The following is a 15,592-nucleotide window of genomic DNA, read 5'->3' on the forward strand; positions in this document are numbered from 1 at the left end:
CGGGGCTGGGTCAGTTAGGTGGTCGACCACCTCGGAGGCCTTTTTTCCTTGGCACGTGCAAGGAATTGCCCGCCCCGCCAGCCTTTCGGAAGCCATGCGCCATGCACGATCCTCTCTCCCAGCACTTTCACGGCATTTTGCAGGGGTTGGGTGAAGACCCGACCCGCGAGGGCTTGCGGGACACCCCGCAGCGAGCCTCAAAAGCCTTGCGTTATCTGTGCCATGGTTACGAAACCAGCCTCGAAGAACTGGTCAACGGTGCGTTGTTCAGCTCCACCAGCGACGAGATGGTGATGGTCCAGAACATCGAGTTGTATTCCCTGTGCGAGCACCATTTGCTGCCGTTCATTGGTCAGGCTCATGTGGCTTACATCCCCACCGGCAAAGTGCTGGGCCTGTCCAAGGTGGCGCGGATCGTCGACATGTATGCGCGACGCCTGCAGATCCAGGAGAACCTCACGCGGCAGATTGCCGAGGCGATCCAGGAAGTGACCCGGGCGGCCGGGGTGGCGGTGGTCATCGAAGCGCGGCACATGTGCATGATGATGCGCGGGGTCGAGAAGCAGAACTCGCTGATGAACACCTCGGTAATGCTGGGGGCCTTTCGCGAGTCGGCCAGCACCCGCCAGGAGTTTCTTCAGCTGTTGCGCAGGCAGCCTTGAATGAAGCGTGTCCGGCGAGTGAGCGGGGCCCGGTGGTGGTGGCTGCTGGTGCTGCTCAGCGCTACGGCCAGTGCCGGTTGGCAAGAGTCGTTGCCCAATGCGCGGCTGCTGGGCAGCGGCGAGTTCAGCTGGTTCGGCTTCAAGGTCTACACCGCGCGGCTCTGGGGCACGACGTTGCCATTGACCGCCGATAGCCCCTTCGCCCTGGAACTGACCTACCGGCGCACGATCAGCCGCGGCGATCTGGTGCAGACCAGCCTCGACGAGATCCAGCGCCTGTCCGGCAGCGCGGTGAGCCCGGCGCAACTCAAGGACTGGCAGGCGCAGATGCAGCGCGCCTTCGTCGATGTCGAACCGGGCCAGCGCATCACCGGGGTGTTCCTGCCCGGGCGCGGGGTGCAGTTCTTTGTCGACCAGCGCTTGCAGTACAGGGTGGAGGACGAAGCCTTCGCCCGAGCGTTTTTCGCCATCTGGCTCGACCCGCGCACGCGCAATCCGCAGTTGCGCGCACAACTGCTGGGCCAATAGCGGGCGCAGCACAGGAGATATTCCATGCTCAAGCAATACTTGCTAGTGCTGTGCCTCGGCCTGGTCGCATGCAGCGACACCGACGTCAAGCAGTACCGTGACCAGAAGCCCGAGCTGGAACTGCGGCAGTTCTTCAAGGGTCGTGTCGAGGCCTGGGGCCTGTTCCAGAAGCGCTCCGGCGAGGTGATCAAGCGCTTTCATGTGCAGATCGACAGCCGCAGCGAAGGCGAGAAATTCATCATGCACGAAGACTTCACCTACAGCGACGGCACCCGCCAGACCCGGGTCTGGACCCTGGTCCCCGCGGGGCCCGGGCTGTGGCGCGGGACCGCCGACGATGTGGTCGGCGAGGCCCGGGGTGAGGTCGCCGGCAATGCCCTGCGCTGGCGCTACGTGCTCAACCTGCCGGTGGATGGCAAGACCTACCAGGTGCACTTCGATGACTGGATGTACCTGTTGGACGAAAACACTCTGGCCAATCGTTCCTACATGACCAAGTTCGGCTTCGAGCTCGGGCAGGTGACGCTGTTCTTCCGGCGTCAGCCCGGCTGATCGGGCCGGGTCGCGGCCTCAAGACGGGTCGTCGAGAAAGCGCCCCTGGTGATCCGGGCTTGGCAGTAAACAGACGTCGAGACGGCCGAACAACCGATAGCGATTGCGCGCAATAAGGTCGTAGACCCAATCCCGCAGCGGCCGGGGAACCCCGCGCAACAGCCGCAGCCAGCGCCAGGGCGCCGGCAGTTGCGCCATCAGGCGGATAAACGCATCGGAGCGCTGGGACAGCCGGCCTTTCTCGATCAGCACCACGCTGTCGAACTGCTCGGTGGACAGGCCGAACCAGGCCAGCAGCGCCTGGCCCTGGGGCGATTGCACCGAGGCCAGCTTGATCCGCCGCTGGCTGTCGTGGCGGATGACGAAGCGCACCGAGGCATTGCACAGCTTGCACACGCCATCGAACAGCAGGACCCGGTCGCCGGGTTGCAGGAAAGGGGGCAGAGGTTCGGGGGGCGTCGCAGTGCTGTTCACAGGGCTACCTTGGGCCAGAAAATACCCACTGCCGAAGGGTTCGGCGCAGGGCACAACCTGCGCAGCATACTCGCCTTGGCGGGGTAAATTCAGGCTTGGGTGCCCGCATTGAAACGTCTAAGCTGGGCCCCTGCGCCAATCCGCCTGGGAAAAATCCGTGAAATTCAGCTTGCCGAAAATCGCCACCGCGCCCTTTTGCCCGCCGGAGGTGGCGGGTTCCGTCGCCGTCGACCCCGGCGCTTCCCTGTGGCGCCGCCTGCTGCGCTTTGCCGGCCCCGGGCTGCTGATTTCCATCGGCTACATGGACCCCGGCAACTGGGCCACGGCCATCGAGGCCGGCTCGCGCTACGGCTACAACCTGCTGTTCGTGGTACTGCTGGCGAGCCTGGCGGGGATGGCGGTGCAGTGCCTGTGTTCACGCCTGGGGATCGCCACCGGGCGCGACCTGGCCCAGCTCTGCCGCGAGCGCTACAGCACCCGTTCGGCGCGCACCCAGTGGCTGCTGGCAGAGGTTTCGATCATCGCCACCGACCTGGCCGAAGTGCTGGGCTGCGCCCTGGCGTTCCACCTGCTGCTGGGGGTGTCCCTGAGCACCGGGATCGTCATCACCGCCTTCGACACCCTGCTGGTGCTGGCCCTGCAGAACCGCGGCTTCCGCCGGCTGGAGGCGATCATGCTGGCGCTGGTGGCGACCATTGGCGTGTGCTTCTTCATCGAGCTGCTGCTGATCAAGCCCTACTGGCCGGACGTGGCCCGGGGCTTTGTACCCTCGCTCTCGGCCATCGGCGACGCCGCGCCGCTGTACTTGGCCATCGGCATCCTCGGCGCCACGGTCATGCCCCACAACCTCTACCTGCACACCTCCGTCGTGCAAACCCGGCTGGTGGGCAACGACCGCGCCAGCCGCGCCGACGCCATCAAGCTGGCGCGGATCGACACCATCGGCTCGCTGGCCCTGGCGCTGCTGGTGAACGCGGCGATCCTGATCCTCGCCGCCGCGGCCTTCCACAACACCGGCCACAGCGATGTGGTGGAGATCCAGGACGCCTACCACCTGCTCGACCCGCTGGTGGGCGGGGCCCTGGCCAGCGTGCTGTTCGGCGTGGCGCTGCTGGCTTCGGGGCAGAGCTCGACCTTCACCGGGACCATTGCCGGGCAAGTGATCATGGAGGGTTACCTGAACCTGCGGATTCCCTGCTGGCAGCGGCGCCTGATCACCCGTGGGCTGGCCCTGATCCCGGCGTTCATCGGCGTCTGGCTGCTGGGTGACGGCGCCGTGGGCCAGTTGCTGGTGCTGAGCCAGGTGGTGCTCAGCCTGCAACTGCCGTTCGCCCTGTACCCGCTGATCCGCATGACCAACGACCGGCGCCTGATGGGCGAGTTCGTCAACCGCTGGCCGACCCGGATCCTCGCCTGGAGCCTGTTCGCCATCATCAGCGCGGCCAATGCCTGGCTGATCCTGCAAATGGCCCTGTAGGAGCCGGCTTGCCGGCGAAGGGGCCTTTGGATCCTGCGCAAACCTTGCTGCCGCCTTCGCTGGCAAGCCAGCTCCTACGGGGCGAGTGAATGGCGTGCTCTTGTAGGAGCCGGCTTGCCGGCGAAGGGGCCCTTGGACTCTGCACAAGTCTTGCCGCCGCCTTCGCTGGCAAGCCAGCTCCTACGGGGCGGGGCGGCGGTCCCAGTAGGGCTCGGGGCCGAATTTCTCGACGAAGAAGTCGATCACCGTGCGCACTTTCACTGACAGCCGGCGGCTGCCGGGCCAGAGGGCGGCGATCTGTTGCGGTTCGAGGCTGGTGGCCACGTCGAAGTCTTCGAACAGCGCCACCAGCCGGCCCTGGTGCAGGGCTTCGCCAATCAGCCAGGAAGGGAACATCACCAGCCCCAGGCCCTGTTCGGCGGCCTGGGTCAGGGTGTCGGCGTGGTTGCCGGTCAGCGGGCCCTTGACGCTGTAGGGCGTCCAGTCTGCCCGGCCCTGGCGGAAGAACCAGCGCTGCTGGCCGGTCTCGCCCTTGTAGGCCAGGCACTGGTGCCGCTGCAGTTGCTCCGGGTGCTGCGGGGTGCCGTGCCGGGCCAGATACGCCGGGCTGGCCGCTACCCGGTAGCGCTGCGGGGCCAGCAGGCGCGCCTGCATCGAGGAGTCTTCCAGGGTGCCGATGCGAAACAGCAGGTCAGTGCCGTCCTGCAAGGGGTCGATGTAGCTGTCGGTCTGCTGGATATCCAGCTGCAGCTTCGGGTAGCGCCCGTGCAGTTCACCGAGCCAGGGCGACAGGTGGCGCTGGCCAAAGACCACCGGGGCGTTGATCCGCACCAGCCCGGCCGGTTCGTCCTGCTGTTCCTGCAACGCCTGTTCGGCTTCCTCCCACTGCGCCAGCACCCGCCGCGCGTGGTGCCCCAGCAGGCGCCCGGCCTCGGTGGGGCTGACGGCGCGGGTGTGGCGGTAGAGCAACTGCTGGCCCAGGGCCTGTTCCATCAGTTGGATCTGCCGTGAAATGGACGAGGGCGCCAGCCCTTCGCGGCGCGCCACGGCAGAAAAACTGCCCTGGTCGAGCACGGCGATAAACAGGCGCAGGGCCTTGAAACCGAGGTCGTTGAAGCCGTGCATGGGTCGATCCTGCCGTGCGTTTTGCGCAAAGGTGTTGTCGGCATGCTCCCATTTATCGCAAAGCTTGCGCAATCGATAATGCCGGCCATTCCTTGATGTCGAGCAGGTGTTGCATGTCCTCTGAAACGATAGAAGTACCGCTGCCCAACCCGGTGGCGAACGCTGTACCCGCTGCCGGCTGGCAGCGTCTGATGCTGTTGCCGCTGGTGATCCTGGCGGGCATGGGCCTGTCGGTGGAGGCCGGTCTGCTGGGCCCGCTGGGGAGCCAGGTGGGCCATTTGTGGGCGACCCTGAGCATCTTCGGCGTGGGCACGGCGCTGCTGTTGCTGCTGCTGTTGTTCAGCGGCCCGCAGCCCGGCCCGGCCTTCAGCCAGTTGCCGCGCTGGCAGTTGCTGGGCGGGGTGCTGGGGCCGATCTACGTGGTGGTGCTGACGTTGGCCACGCCCCATATCGGCATTGCCATGACCATGATCGCGATCCTTTCCGGGCAGGTGGGCAAAAGCGTGCTGATCGACCATTTCGGCTGGTTCGGCAGCGCCCGCAAGCCGGTCAATGCCGAACGCTGGCTGGCCCTGGCGCTGATTGTGCTGGCCCTGATCCTGATTGCCCGAGGTTGAAGATGAATCTGTTTCTATTGCTGGTTGTGGTGGTGGCCGCCGGTGCGGTGCTGAGTGTGCAGGCGGCGATCAATGGCCGCCTGGGAGAAAGCGTCGGTGTGTTGCGCAGCAGCCTGCTGACCTTTGCCGTGGGTGCCCTGATCACCGGGTTGCTGATCGTGTTTTTCCAGCCGCCCCAGGCCATGAGCCTGCTGCAGGCGCCGAAATGGCAACTGACCGGTGCGCTGTTCGGCGTGGTCTACATGCTGGTGATGGTGGGAGCCGTGCCCCGGGTCGGCACTGCGGTGGCCACGGTGGCGGTGATTCTCGGGCAGTTGGGCATGGGCATGCTGATCGACAACTTCGGCTGGTTCGGCAACCCGGCCATCGAACTGTCGCCCAGCCGCCTGCTGGCGATGCTGTGCCTGACCCTGGCGCTGCTGTTCATGTACCGCAGCAGCGTGCGCCGCGCCTGAACCCGCTTCAATCGCGCTCCAGGCACGCGGCGCCAGCCAGTGCCACCTGGGCGTCTTCACCGGACTTGACCCCGGAAACCCCCACCGCGCCGACCACCTGGCCGCCGACGCGGATCGGCACGCCGCCTTCCAGGGAGGTGAGCAGCGGCGCCGAGAGAAAGGCGCTGCGCCCGCCATTGACCATGTCCTCGTAGGCCTTGGTTTCGCGCCGGCCGAGGGCCGCGGTGCGGGCCTTTTCGGTGGCGATATAGGCACTGATCGGCGCGCAGCCGTCGAGGCGTTCCAGGGCCAGGGGATGGCCGCCGTCGTCGACCACGGCGATGCTCACCGCCCACCGGTGGCGCTGGGCCTCGGCGCGGGCGGCGGCGAGGATGCGGCGGGCTTCGTCTTGACCCAGTACGGCTTTGTGCTGCATGGCGAGCTCCAGGGGCGTGAGGTTCAGGGCAGGGCGGCTTCCAGCACTTCGATCCAGTGTCGTACCGGGGTCCGGCCGGCGCCGTCGAGGTGGCTCTGGCAGCCGATATTGGCGGTGGCAATGAGGTCCGGCTGGCCGCTTTCCAGGGCCTGCAGCTTGTCGTCCCGCAGTTGCCGCGCCAGCGTCGGCTGGGTCAGCGAATAGGTGCCCGCCGAACCGCAGCACAGGTGGCTGTCGGGCACCGCGGTGAGGTGAAAGCCCAGGCGTTGCAGCAGGCTTTCCACGGCGCCGCCGAGCTTCTGCGCGTGGTGCAGGGTGCAGGGGCAGTGGAAGGCCAGGCGCTGGTCGCTGTGGGCGCCGAGCTGTTCCAGGGGTTCGTCCCGCAGCACTTCCACCAGGTCCCGGGCCAGGGCACTGACGCGCTGGGCCTTGCTGCGGTAGGCCGGGTCATGGGCCAGCAGGTGCTGGTAATCCTTGATGAAGGCGCCGCAGCCGCTGGCGGTCTGGACGATGGCTTCGGCCCCCAGTTGCAGGTGCGGCCACCAGGCGTCGATATTGCGCCGGGCGCGCTGCAGACCGGCTTGCTGGGCATCCAGGTGATAGTCCACCGCGCCGCAGCAGCCGGCCTCGCTGACCGGTTGCACGCTGATGCCCAGGCGATCCAGGACCCGCGCTGCGGCGGCGTTGGTATTGGGTGACAGCCCCGGCTGCACGCAGCCTTCGAGCAGCAGCACGCGCCGTGCATGGCGCAGGGGCGGACGCGGTTTGGCGCTGGGCACCTGGCGCGGCAGCTTGTCCTGCAGGGCCTGGGGCAGCAGCGGGCGCAGGCGGCTGCCGCCATGGATCAGGGCCTTGAACAGCTGCGGGTTGGCGCTCAGCGCCCGCAGGCCGCGGCGCAACAATTGTTGGCCGGCGGGCCGGGGCAGGGCGGCATCCACCGCGGCGCGGCCGATGTCCAGCAGGTTGTGGTAGTCGACCCCGGAAGGGCAGGTGCTTTCGCAGTTGCGGCACGACAGGCAGCGGTCCAGGTGCTGCTGCGTCTGGGCGGTGGCCGGGGCGCCTTCGAGCACCTGCTTGATCAGGTAGATGCGCCCCCGCGGGCCGTCCAGCTCATCGCCCTGCAACTGGTAGGTGGGGCAGGTGGCGTTGCAGAAGCCGCAATGCACGCAACTGCGCAGGATGCGCTCGGCTTCGGCGGCCCGGGGCAGTTGCCGGGCCTCGGGGCTGAGGGTGGTCTGCATGGTCTAGAGCTCCACGTAGAGTCGGCCGGGGTTGAAGATCCCTTGCGGGTCCAGTTGGGCCTTGAGGCGCTGGTGGTAGTGCAGCAGGGTCGGCGCCAGGGGCTGGAACGGGCTGTCCAGCAGGCCGTGGCTGTAGCAACTGGCGTGGCCGCCAACGGCGCTGACAACGGCGCGGATGTCGGCGGCCGTGGCATCGGTCTTCAGCCAGCGCTGGGCGCCGCCCCAGTCCAGCAGTTGTTCGCCGGGCAGGGGCAGCAGCGGGGTGTTGTGCGGCACCGACAGGCGCCACAGCGGCAGGCCGGGGTTGAAGAAGTCCAGATGCTGCTCGTTGAGCTGGCTCCAGTAGCCCGGGTCCAGGGGCTCGCCGCCGAGCCGGTCATGGGCCGCCGCCACCGAGCCTTCACCGCCCTCCAGGCGCAGGTGCAGGCGTTCGCCGTCATGGCAGGCGGCGCTGATGGGCAAGGGCTGCTGGCCCCATTCGGCAAGCTGGGCGAGGGCCCGCTGGCGGTCCATTTCCAGGCTCAGGCTCATGCATTGCCGGGGCTTGGGCAGGACCTTCAGCGAGACCTCGGTGACCAGCCCCAGGCAGCCGTAGCTGCCGGCCATCAGCCGTGACAGGTCATAGCCGGCGACGTTCTTCATCACCTCGCCGCCAAACCGCAGGTGTTGGCCGCTGCCGCTGATGACCCGGGTGCCGAGGACGAAATCGCGCACCGCCCCGGCCCAGGGCCGGCGCGGCCCGGACAGGCCGCTGGCGAGCATGCCGCCCAGGGTCGCGCCCGCGCCGAAGGACGGCGGTTCGCAGGGCAGCATCTGCCCGGCGGCGTCCAGGGTGGCGTGCAGCTCGGCGAGCGGCGTACCGGCCCGGGCGCTGATCACCAGCTCCGTGGGGTCGTAGCTGACGATGCCGCGATGGCTGCGGGTATCGAGTATTTCCCCGGCACTCTCACGGCCGAGAAAGGCCTTGCTGTTGGAACCCTGGATGCGCAGCGCGGTGTTGCTCGCCAAGGCATCGCGCACCTGTTCCAGCAAGGTCTCGGCGGCGTCGAAATCGCTGGCCACGTTCATCAGAATCGCTCCAGTTCGGGGAAGGGCAGTTGCCCGTGGTGGATGTGCATGGCGCCAAATTCGGCGCAGCGGTGCAGGGTCGGGATGTTCTTCCCCGGGTTGAGCAGGCCGCTGGGGTCGAAGGCCGCCTTGATGGCGTGGAACAGGGTCAGCTCGTGGTGGTTGAACTGGGCGCACATCTGGTTGATTTTCTCCCGGCCCACCCCGTGTTCGCCGGTGATGCTGCCGCCCACTGCCACGCACAGTTCGAGGATCTTGCCCCCCAGGGCCTCGGCCCGCTCAAGCTCGCCGGGCTGGTTGGCGTCGAACAGGATCAAGGGGTGCATGTTGCCGTCGCCGGCATGGAACACGTTGGCCACCCGCAGCTGGTGTTCGTCGGCCAGGCGGGCGATGCCCCGCAGCACCCCCGGCAGCTCGCGGCGGGGAATGGTGCCGTCCATGCAGTAGTAGTCCGGGGACAAGCGCCCCACCGCCGGGAAGGCGTTCTTGCGCCCGGCCCAGAAACGCACGCGCTCGGCCTCGTCCCGGGCCAGGCGCACCTCGCTGGCGCCGGCCCGTTCCAGCACCTGGCGCACCCGCTCGCAATCGTCGTGGACATCGGCTTCCACGCCGTCCAGCTCGCACAGCAGGATGGCCTCGGCGTCCACCGGGTAGCCGGCATGGATGAAGTCCTCGGCGGCGCGGATCGCCAGGTTGTCCATCATCTCCAGGCCACCGGGGATGATGCCCGCGGCAATGATGTCGGCCACGGCGCGGCCGGCGGCTTCCACCGAGTCGAAGGCCGCCAGCAGCACCTTGGCGATCTGCGGCTTGGGCAGCAGCTTGACCGTGACTTCGGTGATCACCCCCAGCAGGCCTTCGGAGCCGGTGAACAGCGCCAGCAGGTCGAAGCCCGGCGCGTCCAGGGCCTCGCTGCCCAGGGTCAGGGGCTGGCCTTCGACGCTGAGCATCTGGACCTTGAGCAGGTTGTGCACGGTCAGGCCGTATTTCAGACAATGCACGCCGCCGGCGTTTTCCGCGACATTGCCGCCAATCGAACAGGCAATCTGCGAAGAGGGGTCGGGAGCGTAGTACAGGCCCCAAGGCGCGGCGGCCTGGGAGATCGCCAGGTTGCGCACCCCGGGCTGGAGCCGGGCGCAACGGGCGGCGGGGTCGATCTGGAGGATTTCCTTGAAGCGCGCCATCACCAGCAGCAGGCCCTTTTCCAGGGGCAGGGCGCCGCCGGACAGGCCCGTGCCGGCGCCCCGGGCCACCACCGGCACCCGATGGGCGTGGCAGATCTGCAGGATGCGCTGCACCTGGTCCAGGTGCCGGGGCAGGGCCACCAGCATCGGCGTGCTGCGGTAGGCGCTCAGGCCATCGCATTCGTAGGGTTTGAGCTGTTGCTCCTGATCCAGCAGCTCCAGCTCCGGTAGCTGCTGGCGCAGGGCCTGGATCAGGGCCTGGCGGTCGACGTCGGGCAGGGCGCCATCGAGGCGTTCGTCGTAGAGAATCGTCATGGCGGCTAAGGACCTTGTGTGGTTTTTATCAGGTCGCGAATGCTGTACGGCTGCCTTGCATGATTGGCCCGGCGGGCCTTAGTGTCCATGTGCGTTGGCAGTGGTCGAACCACTTTGTTTTCCAGGGCAGGCCGGGGTTTTTCAAAAAAACAAGGTTTTTCAAAAACTTGGCGGGCGCGCAGGAATAGCCGGACAAATGGCACGGGGCTGGTCATACCAGTGGGAGGAAGCATGCAGGACACGCAAGCGGGGCGTCGGCCCCAGGTGGCGGACCTGGTCTGCGCACGGATCGAGCGGTTGATCGTCGATGGGGTATTCAAGACCGGCCAGTTGCTGCCCTCGGAACGGCGCCTGACGGCCAAGCTCGGGGTTTCGCGCACGGCCCTGCGCGAGGGCCTGAAACTGCTGCGGGCGCGGGGCATCATCGACACTCGACAGGGCCGCGGCTCCCAGGTGGCGCAACTGTCGGCCCCGGCGGCGCAGTCGCCGCTGATGCATCTGTTCAGCTCCCAGCCCCGCACCCTCTACGACCTGCTGGAAGTGCGCAGCCTGCTTGAAGGCGAGTCGGCGCGGCTGGCGGCCCTGCGCGGCACCGAAGCGGATTTCGTGCTGATCGAGCGCGCCTACCAGGCCCTGCTGCAGGCCCATGAACAGGCCCTGGAGCCCGCCGCCCTGGCGCGCCTGGACCACGCCTTTCACCTGGCGATCTGCGAGGCCTCGCACAACCCGGTGCTGGTGCAGACCTTGGGCTCGCTCACCGACCTGCTGCTGAACTCGGTGTTCGCCTCGGTCAACAACCTCTATCACCGCCCGGCGCCCAAGCGCCAGATCGACCGCCAGCATGCGCGGCTGTACAACGCAGTCACCGGGCGCCTGCCGGAACAAGCGCGCAAGGCGGCGGTGGCGCATATCCAGGGCATTGCCCGCAACCTCAGGGACATCGAGGACGAAGAACAGCGGCTGGTGCGCGCTACCTTGCGTTTGCAGGGCTGGGAGTGAGGGGCCGACCATCAGTCGCGTGCGCCCTGGCCGGGCGGTGCCTTGGCCTAACCTGTGGGGACTCGGCCCGAGCGGGGCGCTCGGTGAAGCACCCGCTCAAAGGCCCGAGCCTTGAACCCGAGGAGCCATGCCATGTCCACGCAAACCTGTGCCTGCCCGGCCTGCACCTGCAAGCTGGGCGCCCATGCCATCGTCCGTCACGGCAAGCACTACTGCTGCCAGGCGTGCGCCGACCATCACGCCCACGGCGAGCCTTGCGCTTGCACCGAAGGCTGCAAATGCGCCAAGGGCGCCCACGGCTGAGGGGGGATCGGCGGGTGGGGCCGTGCGGCTCCACCCGCGTTGCTGCGTCCTAGACCGAAGGGCGCCAGGTGACGTTTTCGATACCGAACTTTTCGGCCATGGGCTTGCTGGTCTTCTTCACCCGTTCGCGGCCGAAACGTCCTATCCGACCCACTCCAGCGTCGCAACTGGCCCAGTGCCAGGCCTCGGCGTTGTCCATCTTTTCCTGGCGGATGATGAAGGACTTGGGGGCGCCGTGGAGGGTGTATTCGATGACGAAAAGTTTTGCGTTGTTCATAAAGCCTTGGTTCCTCCCTGTGATCTTTTAGTGATCCTAGCGCGGCGGAAAAATTCACTCTGATTGTCCGCCCGGGCTACCGACGGTCATGGGCCGCCAGCCGCTCTATCCGAATGGATTCCCGAGCGGCGCCCAGGCCTTCATCCGGATGGGTGCGGCAGCGGTTGGCGGCGCCCCGGGCGGCTGGTTACCATGGGCGCCCGCCGACCTGCCGCGACCTTGCCATGGCCCTAGCCGCACCCCCCGACCTCAGCGACCCCGCGATCCCGGTGCAACCCCTGGCCCGCACCTATCCGCGGGGCTTGTTCATCGAGCCCCATGAACACGATTGGGGCCAGTTGCTCTACGCCATGAGCGGGGTGATGTGGGTCGAGACGCCCCATGAAGCCCTGGTGGTGCCGCCCCAGCGCGCGGTGTGGTTGCCGCCGGGGGTGAGCCACGGGATTCGCGTGGTCAGCGACCTGCAGATGCGCAACATCTATTTGCGCCCGTCCCTGGCGGCGACCCTGGACCCCAGCGTCCAGGTGCTGCAGGTGGACAACCTGCTGCGCGAATTGATCGTGCGCCTGGTGGAACTCGACCCGCCGCAGCCGGAGTACTACGAGGCGCTGGTGGGGCTGGCCCTGCTGGAACTGCGCCGGGCTCGCCGCTCGCAATTGAAGATAGCCCTGCCGGACGCCTCCGACCGGCGCCTGGGCAGCCTGTGCCAGGCGGTGATGGCGGCGCCGTCCCTGGCCATCTCCTTTGAACAGCACGCCGATGCGGCCGGGGCCAGCGTGCGCACCCTGGCGCGGCTGTTCAAGGAGCAGTTGGGCGTGGGCTTTGCCGAATGGCGGCGCCAGGTGCAACTGGCCACTGCTGCCGCCGAGCTGATCCAGGGTGTACCGGTGAGCCGCATTGCCCGGGAGCTGGGTTATTCCCCCAGCAGCTTCAGCGACATGTTCCGCCGGGAACTGGGTGTCGCGCCTTCCCAGTACGCCAGCGCCAGCCAGGTGTAGCCGCTGCCGCAGGCTTGGGCCGCGTTCGGACGAACGGCTCCACAGCAGACGCGGCAATCTCAAAGCCGCCATAGGTTCGTCGGGATATCGCCAAGCAAGGCCCTTCGGTCCTTTTCGCAGCTTCGCAGGCTCAGCAGCGGCTACAGGGACTGCCTGGCGTCGTGTAGCCGCTGCCGCAGGCTCGGGCCGCGTTCGGACGAACGGCTCCGCAGGAGACGTGAAGATCCGGAGAGCGCCGGATGTGCATCAGGCGGACGCCAGCCAAGCGACCGCCAGGGTTTCGGCCTTGGCCGAAATCCTGAAGCACTTGGCCGATGCCGCGGGACCGTGCCACCTAGACTGTGCCGCACACGCCACTTCACCCCGGCATGAGCCGCACGGCCTCTGGAGCGCAGCATGAACTACCTGATTTCCCTGGCCGCCGGCCTGTTGGTCGGCCTGCTTTACGGCGCCTTGCAGGTGCGTTCTCCGGCACCGCCGGCAATTGCCCTGGTTGGCCTCTTGGGCATGCTCGGCGGTGAGCAGTTGTGGCCCCTGGGGCGCCAGTTGCTCGGCAGCTGGCTGTCCTGAACACGCATTTTTCCTTTCTCCCCCGACTCATGGAACCGACGATGAAAGCACTGCAATTTTCCGCCACCGGCGACCTCGCGGCCCTGCACGTAGTGGACCTGCCCACCCCGGTACCGGGTGCTGGCCAGGTGCTGGTGCGCATCAAGGCCGCGGGCCTCAACCCCAGTGATGTGAAGAACGTCCTCGGGCGCTTTCCCTACACCACACTGCCGCGGGTGCCCGGGCGGGACTTTGCCGGGGTAGTGGAGCAGGGGCCGGCGCAACTGCTGGGCCAGGAAGTCTGGGGCACCGGCAAGGAGCTGGGCTTCTTCGCCGACGGCAGCCATGCCCAGTACGTGGTGCTGTCCGCCCAGGGCGTGGCCCGCAAGCCACGGCAGCTGAGCTTTGCCCAGGCCGCAAGCCTCGGGGTGCCCTACACCACAGCCTGGGATGCCCTGGAGCGCAGTGGCGTAGCCCGTGGCACCCGGCTGCTGGTGATCGGCGGCGGCGCGGTGGCCTCGGCGGCCCTGGCCCTGGCCAAGGTGCGCGGGGCCCGGGTGCTGGCGGCGGCGCGCCGGGTGGAGCAGGTCCAGGCGCTTGAAGCCCAGGGCTACTCGACCTTGCACCTGCAACAGCCGGAAACCCTGGCGGCCCAGGTGGCCGAAGTCTATGCCGGCGGTGCCGAGGTGATCTTCGACACCACCGGCTTCTGGCTGCCGGCCTCGGTGCCGGCCCTGGCCACCTTTGGCCGCATCGCCATCATCGCCGCCCCGGTGGACGGCCATGTGCAACTGCCGGCCCTGGCGCTGTACCGCAAGGGTGGCTCGGTGGTGGGGATCAACTCGCTGTTGTATGGCGTAGAGGCGTGCGCGGCGATGCTGGAGCAGTTCGGCCGCTATTTCGATGAAGGCCTGCTGCCGCTGCCGGAAGGCCTGGTGGAATCGCCGCTGGAGCGGGGGCTGGAGCGTTATGCCGAAGTGAACCAGGGGCGCGGCGAAAAAATCATCCTCATCCCCTGAGCGCAGCGGCCATCCCTGCGTAGGAGCCCGCTTGCTGGCGAAGGGGCCTTGAGATCGCTTTCGCCGGCAAGCCGGCTCCTACGGGGGATGCGTGCGCTGCGTGTCCTGTGTAGGAGCCAGCTTGCTGGCGAAGGGGCCCTTGAGATCGCCTTCGCCTGCAAGCCGGCTCCTACGGGGGATGCGTGCGCTGTGTGTTCTGTGTAGGAGCCAGCTTGCTGGCGAAGAGGGCCTTGAGACCTCCATCGCCGGCAAGCGGAACGCCGCCTGGCCGCTCCCGGGAGAGAAATCAGGTCTCGGGCACGCCCTTTTCCCAGGCCGACCAGTTGCCGAGGATGTCCTGCACCAGGGGGTTGCCCGCCCGGTAGAGGTTTTCCAGGGCCGGGACAAAGCCGCCCTGGTCGGCGTACTTGAGCAGGTTGTCCACTTCGCTGGCCCCCGGGGCCGGGCGGTCGAAGTCGGAACCGGCGCGCACCACCGCCAGGCGCTGGATGTCCAGCAGGCCCTCGCGGCTGGCCCGCAGCAAGGCTTCGTAGGTGGAGTTGTCTTCCTGCTGGGTGGTGCAATAGGTGCCTTTGTTGTCGGTCAGCAAGCGGGTCCAGACCTCCGCCCGTTCGCTCAGGCGGGTGCCGGAAAACCAGGTGTTGCCCGCCAGGGTGTCGCAGCGGGTCACCACCGGTGGTTGGTTGGCCGGGGCCTTGGGGTATTTCAGGCGCCAGGCCGCCGACTCCTTGCTCTCGCTCAGGGCCACGTTGCGGCTCAGGGCGAAGGCCTTGGCCTGGAGCTTGGGGTTCAGCTCGAAGACTTCGGTCTTGTAGTCCAGGGGCGGTTTTTCGTTGGGGCCCTTGGTGTTGATCCCCAGGTAGCCGGTGGGCCAGCCCTCGGGCGCATCCCGGGAGTCGATTTCCCACTGGGTGCCGAACTCCACCAGGTAATGGGCCCAGGCGGCGGTGCCGATGGTGCCGTGCTGGGGGCTGATGCCGGCGATCCCGGCAATCAGGAAATAGCTCGTGCGCAGGTCGAATTTGGGCGACAGCGCCAGGGCCAGGGTCGACGCCGCGGCATTGGTCTGGCCCATGCCCGTGGTCAACAGGCACACCTCCCGGTCGTTGCAGCGAATCACCGGATACTCCGCCGCCAGCCCCGGCACGCGGATCTCGCGCTTGAGCTCCAGGCGCTCGATCCAGTGCTGCGCTTCCGGCGCGAACATGCTGATCAGCACCACCTTGGGCTTGATCGGTGCCTCACTGGCCCAGGCGCCGCTAGCCACCAGTGCACTCAAGCCCATTGCCCACGAAACCTTTTGAATCCCACGCATACAACCTCCATGACTGCCG

General features: G+C 67.5%; 19 protein-coding genes. 11 read left to right on the plus strand and 8 right to left on the minus strand.

Annotated features, from left to right (window positions below; translation table 11 throughout):
• Positions 1 to 101 precede the first annotated feature (101 nt).
• From folE to A9971_RS14455, 3 genes are read left to right on the plus strand one after another with little or no spacing between them, the layout of a single operon-like run.
• On the plus strand, positions 102 to 662 hold the full coding sequence (gene folE, locus A9971_RS14445) for a GTP cyclohydrolase I FolE (protein ID WP_015635048.1): 561 nt from the start codon (positions 102 to 104) through the stop codon (positions 660 to 662).
• Positions 663 to 1,190, plus strand: coding sequence for a chalcone isomerase family protein (locus A9971_RS14450; protein ID WP_183000112.1), 528 nt, complete (start codon positions 663 to 665; stop codon positions 1,188 to 1,190).
• A 24-nt stretch (positions 1,191 to 1,214) separates the two neighbouring features.
• Positions 1,215 to 1,742, plus strand: a complete 528-nt coding sequence (locus A9971_RS14455; RefSeq protein WP_011060558.1) for a DUF3833 domain-containing protein — start codon at positions 1,215 to 1,217, stop codon at positions 1,740 to 1,742.
• Between the two features lie 18 nt (positions 1,743 to 1,760).
• Here A9971_RS14455 and A9971_RS14460 read toward each other — a convergent pair whose 3' ends face one another.
• A complete protein-coding gene (locus A9971_RS14460) occupies positions 1,761 to 2,216 on the minus strand; it encodes a thiol-disulfide oxidoreductase DCC family protein (RefSeq protein ID WP_183000113.1) in 456 nt (151 codons plus the stop codon).
• Positions 2,217 to 2,394: 178 nt separating this feature from the next.
• Here A9971_RS14460 and A9971_RS14465 point away from each other — a divergent pair, with 178 nt between their 5' ends.
• Positions 2,395 to 3,693: an Nramp family divalent metal transporter gene (locus A9971_RS14465; protein WP_161467262.1), complete on the plus strand. Its 1,299-nt coding sequence runs from the start codon at positions 2,395 to 2,397 to the stop codon at positions 3,691 to 3,693.
• A 180-nt stretch (positions 3,694 to 3,873) separates the two neighbouring features.
• Here A9971_RS14465 and A9971_RS14470 read toward each other — a convergent pair whose 3' ends face one another.
• Positions 3,874 to 4,818 (minus strand): LysR family transcriptional regulator, encoded by a 945-nt coding sequence (locus A9971_RS14470; protein ID WP_077933811.1) that lies wholly within the window; start codon positions 4,816 to 4,818, stop codon positions 3,874 to 3,876.
• Positions 4,819 to 4,931: 113 nt separating this feature from the next.
• On the opposite strand from A9971_RS14470, the gene A9971_RS14475 reads away from it, so the two are divergent.
• Both A9971_RS14475 and A9971_RS14480 read left to right on the plus strand, forming a co-directional pair.
• Entirely contained in the window at positions 4,932 to 5,435 is a 504-nt protein-coding gene (locus A9971_RS14475; protein ID WP_015635054.1) for a DMT family transporter, read from the plus strand.
• A 2-nt stretch (positions 5,436 to 5,437) separates the two neighbouring features.
• A complete protein-coding gene (locus A9971_RS14480) occupies positions 5,438 to 5,890 on the plus strand; it encodes a DMT family transporter (RefSeq protein ID WP_041117272.1) in 453 nt (150 codons plus the stop codon).
• Positions 5,891 to 5,897: 7 nt separating this feature from the next.
• On the opposite strand, the gene A9971_RS14485 is transcribed toward A9971_RS14480, so the two are convergent.
• Genes A9971_RS14485 through glcD form a run of 4 tightly spaced genes read right to left on the minus strand, consistent with a single transcriptional unit; the run spans position 5,898 to position 10,113 of the window.
• Complete coding sequence (locus A9971_RS14485) at positions 5,898 to 6,305, minus strand: heme-binding protein (RefSeq protein WP_053150549.1); 408 nt, start codon at positions 6,303 to 6,305, stop codon at positions 5,898 to 5,900.
• Between the two features lie 23 nt (positions 6,306 to 6,328).
• On the minus strand, positions 6,329 to 7,546 hold the full coding sequence (gene glcF / locus A9971_RS14490) for a glycolate oxidase subunit GlcF (protein ID WP_183000114.1): 1,218 nt from the start codon (positions 7,544 to 7,546) through the stop codon (positions 6,329 to 6,331).
• A gap of 3 nt (positions 7,547 to 7,549) precedes the next feature.
• Positions 7,550 to 8,614, minus strand: coding sequence for a glycolate oxidase subunit GlcE (glcE, locus tag A9971_RS14495; protein WP_183000115.1), 1,065 nt, complete (start codon positions 8,612 to 8,614; stop codon positions 7,550 to 7,552).
• Positions 8,614 to 10,113 (minus strand): glycolate oxidase subunit GlcD, encoded by a 1,500-nt coding sequence (gene glcD / locus A9971_RS14500; RefSeq protein WP_041117278.1) that lies wholly within the window; start codon positions 10,111 to 10,113, stop codon positions 8,614 to 8,616. Before glcD ends, glcE begins: the two co-directional genes overlap by 1 nt.
• 231 nt (positions 10,114 to 10,344) lie before the next feature.
• Between glcD and glcC the strand changes: the two genes are divergently transcribed.
• Positions 10,345 to 11,112 carry a transcriptional regulator GlcC gene (glcC, locus tag A9971_RS14505; protein WP_011060568.1) on the plus strand — a complete coding sequence of 256 codons (768 nt, stop codon included), beginning with the start codon at positions 10,345 to 10,347 and terminating at the stop codon, positions 11,110 to 11,112.
• Between the two features lie 132 nt (positions 11,113 to 11,244).
• A complete protein-coding gene (locus A9971_RS14510; RefSeq protein ID WP_053157581.1) occupies positions 11,245 to 11,415 on the plus strand; it encodes a metallothionein in 171 nt (56 codons plus the stop codon).
• Between the two features lie 49 nt (positions 11,416 to 11,464).
• Here the strand turns inward: A9971_RS14510 and A9971_RS14515 are convergent, their stop codons facing one another.
• The gene (locus A9971_RS14515; protein WP_011060569.1) at positions 11,465 to 11,692 is read right to left on the minus strand and encodes a DUF6555 family protein; all 228 of its coding nucleotides are present in this window, start codon (positions 11,690 to 11,692) and stop codon (positions 11,465 to 11,467) included.
• Positions 11,693 to 11,916: 224 nt separating this feature from the next.
• On the opposite strand from A9971_RS14515, the gene A9971_RS14520 reads away from it, so the two are divergent.
• The 3 genes from A9971_RS14520 (at position 11,917) to A9971_RS14530 (ending at position 14,258) form a co-directional block, all read left to right on the plus strand.
• Entirely contained in the window at positions 11,917 to 12,690 is a 774-nt protein-coding gene (locus A9971_RS14520; protein ID WP_041117284.1) for a helix-turn-helix domain-containing protein, read from the plus strand.
• Positions 12,691 to 13,086: 396 nt separating this feature from the next.
• Entirely contained in the window at positions 13,087 to 13,260 is a 174-nt protein-coding gene (locus tag A9971_RS14525; protein WP_015635062.1) for a DUF1427 family protein, read from the plus strand.
• A 41-nt stretch (positions 13,261 to 13,301) separates the two neighbouring features.
• Positions 13,302 to 14,258, plus strand: a complete 957-nt coding sequence (locus A9971_RS14530; RefSeq protein WP_183000116.1) for a zinc-binding alcohol dehydrogenase family protein — start codon at positions 13,302 to 13,304, stop codon at positions 14,256 to 14,258.
• A gap of 286 nt (positions 14,259 to 14,544) precedes the next feature.
• On the opposite strand, the gene A9971_RS14535 is transcribed toward A9971_RS14530, so the two are convergent.
• A complete protein-coding gene (locus tag A9971_RS14535; protein WP_019094208.1) occupies positions 14,545 to 15,573 on the minus strand; it encodes a purine nucleoside permease in 1,029 nt (342 codons plus the stop codon).
• Positions 15,574 to 15,592 lie beyond the last annotated feature (19 nt).

Source organism: Pseudomonas sp. UME65 (assembly GCF_014170225.1).
In the GTDB taxonomy this organism is placed as follows: domain Bacteria; phylum Pseudomonadota; class Gammaproteobacteria; order Pseudomonadales; family Pseudomonadaceae; genus Aquipseudomonas; species Aquipseudomonas protegens.